This window comes from Paractinoplanes atraurantiacus (assembly GCF_900215205.1).
Lineage (GTDB): Bacteria > Actinomycetota > Actinomycetes > Mycobacteriales > Micromonosporaceae > Actinoplanes > Actinoplanes atraurantiacus.
In genome coordinates this window covers 405,030-408,169 of record NZ_OBDY01000004.1, presented here as the reverse complement: position 1 = coordinate 408,169, position 3,140 = coordinate 405,030, and the positions used below count along the sequence as shown (strand labels likewise).

The 3,140-nt window shown below is 72.6% G+C and carries 3 protein-coding genes; 2 read left to right on the top strand and 1 reads right to left on the bottom strand.

Annotation, left to right across the window (positions count from 1 at the left end; translation table 11 throughout):
• Positions 1-254: 254 nt before the first annotated feature.
• The gene (locus CRP55_RS56465; protein ID WP_438865787.1) at positions 255-1,397 is read right to left on the bottom strand and encodes a sigma-70 family RNA polymerase sigma factor; all 1,143 of its coding nucleotides are present in this window, start codon (positions 1,395-1,397) and stop codon (positions 255-257) included.
• A 137-nt stretch (positions 1,398-1,534) separates the two neighbouring features.
• Here CRP55_RS56465 and CRP55_RS13855 point away from each other — a divergent pair, with 137 nt between their 5' ends.
• A complete protein-coding gene (locus CRP55_RS13855; protein ID WP_097320261.1) occupies positions 1,535-1,990 on the top strand; it encodes a carboxymuconolactone decarboxylase family protein in 456 nt (151 codons plus the stop codon).
• 57 nt (positions 1,991-2,047) lie between these two features.
• A complete protein-coding gene (locus CRP55_RS13850; protein ID WP_143234605.1) occupies positions 2,048-2,986 on the top strand; it encodes a hypothetical protein in 939 nt (312 codons plus the stop codon).
• The last annotated feature ends 154 nt before the right edge of the window (positions 2,987-3,140 follow it).

Here is a 3,140-nt window from a genome sequence, read left to right as displayed (position 1 = left end):
CCTGCGGCCTCGGTGCCTGCGCCCTCGCGAGTGCGGCCCCCGCGCTTCCGACTCGTGCCTGCGGCCTCCGTGCCTGCGGCTCCGCGAGTGCGGCCCCACGCCTCTGACCCGCGCCTGCGGCCTCCGCGCTTCCGACTCGCGCCTGCGGCCTCCGTGCCTGCGCCCCGCGAGTACAGCCCCCGCGCCTCCGACTCGCGCCTTTCGACCACCTCGTGCTTTCGGCCCTTGCCTTCCCGCAGCGGCGGTGGTGGTGGCTAGAGCGGGTCGATGGTGAGGGTGGACAAGTGGGCCGGGTCGGCGACGGCTTCCATGGCGGTGATGCGGCCGGACTCGAAGGTGAGCAGGACGGCGATGCGGGTCTTGCCGCCGGGGGCGACGGCGATGCCTACGGTGCCGTTGATGAGGGCGGTCACGGCGGTCGCGGCGCGGCCGGAGAAGAACTGGGCCACGAGGGTCGAGCCCTCGACCTCGGCGGGGGCGCCCAGGCGGCGGCCGGCGTCGTCTACGCGCAGGCGCACGTCGGGGTCCAGCAGGCTGAGGAGCGTGACGAAATCGCCGGCCCGGGAAGCCGCCAAGAAGGCGTCGACTAGATCGCGCCTGGCCGGCTGATCGGTTCGATGCCGCTCCGCGCCGGGCCGGCCATGGGGCTGGGCCTGGGCCTGGGGTTGGGTGCTGGGCCTGCGTTGCGGCTGGGCCTGGGGCTGGGCGGCGGGCCTGCGTTGCGGCTGGGCCTGGGGCTGGGCGGCGGGCCTGCGTTGCGGCTGGGCCTGGGGCTGGGCGGCGGGCCGGCGCTGCGGTTGGGTCTGGGGCTGGGCGCCAGGTCGGCGTTGCGGCTGGGCTGGGTGCTGGGGCTGGGTGTCGTCTTGGCGTAGCGGATGGTCGGGGTGCTGGGGGTCGGTGCCGGGCTGGTTCGAAGGGGGTGCGGTCTGGGACTGGATGCGGCGGCGGGCTCGGCTGGCCAACTGGCGGGCGGCGTCGGGGGAGCGGCCGACGATGGGGGCTATCTCGTCGAAAGGCACGGCGAAAAGGTCGTGCAGGACGAAAGCCAGACGCTCCACAGGGGACAAGGTCTCCAGGACGACCATCAGGGCCAGGCCGACCGAGTCGGCCAGCAACGTCTCCTGTTCGGGGCCGGTGGTCTGGAGCCGGGCGGGAGGTTCCGACTCGTAGGCGTCCTCGCGGCGGGTGGTGCGGGAGCGGAGCATGTCCAGGCAGACGCGGCCGACGACTGTGGTCAGCCAGGCGTCGAGGTTGTCGATCGAGTCGGGGCCGGTGCGGTCCAGGCGCAGCCAGGCCTCCTGGACCGCGTCCTCCGCCTCGGTCGTCGAGCCGAGCATGCGGTGGGCCACCGCGCGCAGCCGGGGGCGGTTCGCCTCGAAGCGCTCGTGCACGTCCATCTCGTGGTGCCTCCCTGATGACGATCGTGACGGGCGTGTGTGGCGGTCGCCACATCGGTCACATCGTGGCGGTCCGGTCCGTCGACCTGCCGACGGATGAGAACGCGCGGATGTGACGCGTACGAGGAGGAAACATCATGCAGGCACGGATCGAAAACCCGGCGGAACTGCTTCCGGACGCGGTCAAGGCCATCAACCTGTTGTACAAGGCGGCGCACTCGGCCGGAGTGCCCAGCAGCACGCTGGAGCTGGTACATCTGCGGGCCAGCCAGATCAACGGCTGCGGGCCGTGCGTCGACTCGGGAGCGCGGGCGGCACGCAAAAACGGCGAGACGGACGAGCGGCTCTTCGCGATCGCTGTGTGGCGGGAGACGCCGTACTTCACCGATGCCGAAAGGTCGGCGCTCGCCCTGGCCGAGGCGGCTACGCGGCTGGCCGACCGCTCCGACGCGGTGCCGGACGACGTCTGGAACGAGGCGGCGAAGCACTTCGACGACAGCGGGCTGGCGGCGATCGTGCTGTGGATCGCCACCACCAACCTGTTCAACCGGATCAACGTCACGACCCGGCAGCAGGCGCCGCAGAACTGGTGAACAGCGGTGGCCGTTCGGCGGTGGAACCGGACGCGGTTACAGGACTAGCATGCCGTCATGACGGGGAGCGAAGTCCCCCGCGGTGTTCGGGTGATCACGTTGCTGGCCTGGCTGATGGTGCCGGCCGGAGTGCTGCTGGTGTGCGCCGGCGTGCTCGACCTGACGTGGTGGGCGTCGGCCGACGCCGGCCGGCTGACCGCGGTCATGACACAGATCAAGACTGAGTACGGGGTCAACGAGCCGGCGCTCCTGCGGAGCGGCGACGGGGCGGTCACGCTGATCGTGCTGGGTATCGCCGCATTGTCGTACGGGATGCTGGCCCCGATGATCCGCCGCGGCCGGCGAGGGGCGCGCGGCTGGGCGATCGGCGTGGGGTCCGCGTTCTTCCTGGTCGCGATGCTGGGGATCGGGTCCGACGCGAGCCAGCCGAGCTACCTGAAGGATTACTACGAGACGCTGACGTGGACGACGCAGACCGAGCGGATCGCCGAGATCAAGCAGCTGCTGTACCCGGCCTGGTACCAGTGGTTCGAAGATTTCGCGCAAGGGCTCGGCGCGCTGGCGGCCCTGGCCGTCCTGGTCGGACTGTCGTGGGCGGCCGTGGCACACGCCGACCACTTCGTAGGGTTGCGTCCCGGTCGCCCCGGCGCGGCCGCCACCGGCGGCGAACCGGACGAGTGGGACGCCGCCCTGGCCCGGATCCGCAACAGCGGCGGCATCGACGCGGTCCGGGACGACGAGGGCCGCGGCAGCTCGGCGGCCGGCCGGAGCGGTGGCGGTGGTGGGGCCGACGGTGGTGGGGCGGTCGCCTCGGCCGGGCGGAACGGTGGCCGCGCTGCCGGTGGATCGATGAACGGTGGCGGCGCCGGTGGAGTGGGTGCTGTCGGATACGACGACGACATCGACCGGCTCTACCGGCGCCCGCCCCGGCCGAACGGCAACGCCGCAGGCGGCGGGACCGGCCCCGGCGACCCCGAGGCGGGGAAAGGCGGCTGATCGGCGGGGCAGGCCGGCAAAAGGCGAACGGGGCGGGAAAGGCGACGGGCCGGGCTAAGGCACCGGGCAAAGGCGAACGGGGCGGGAAAGGCGACGGGCCGGGCTAAGGCACCGGGCAAAGGGGTACGGGGCGGGAATAGGTGACGGGCCGGGC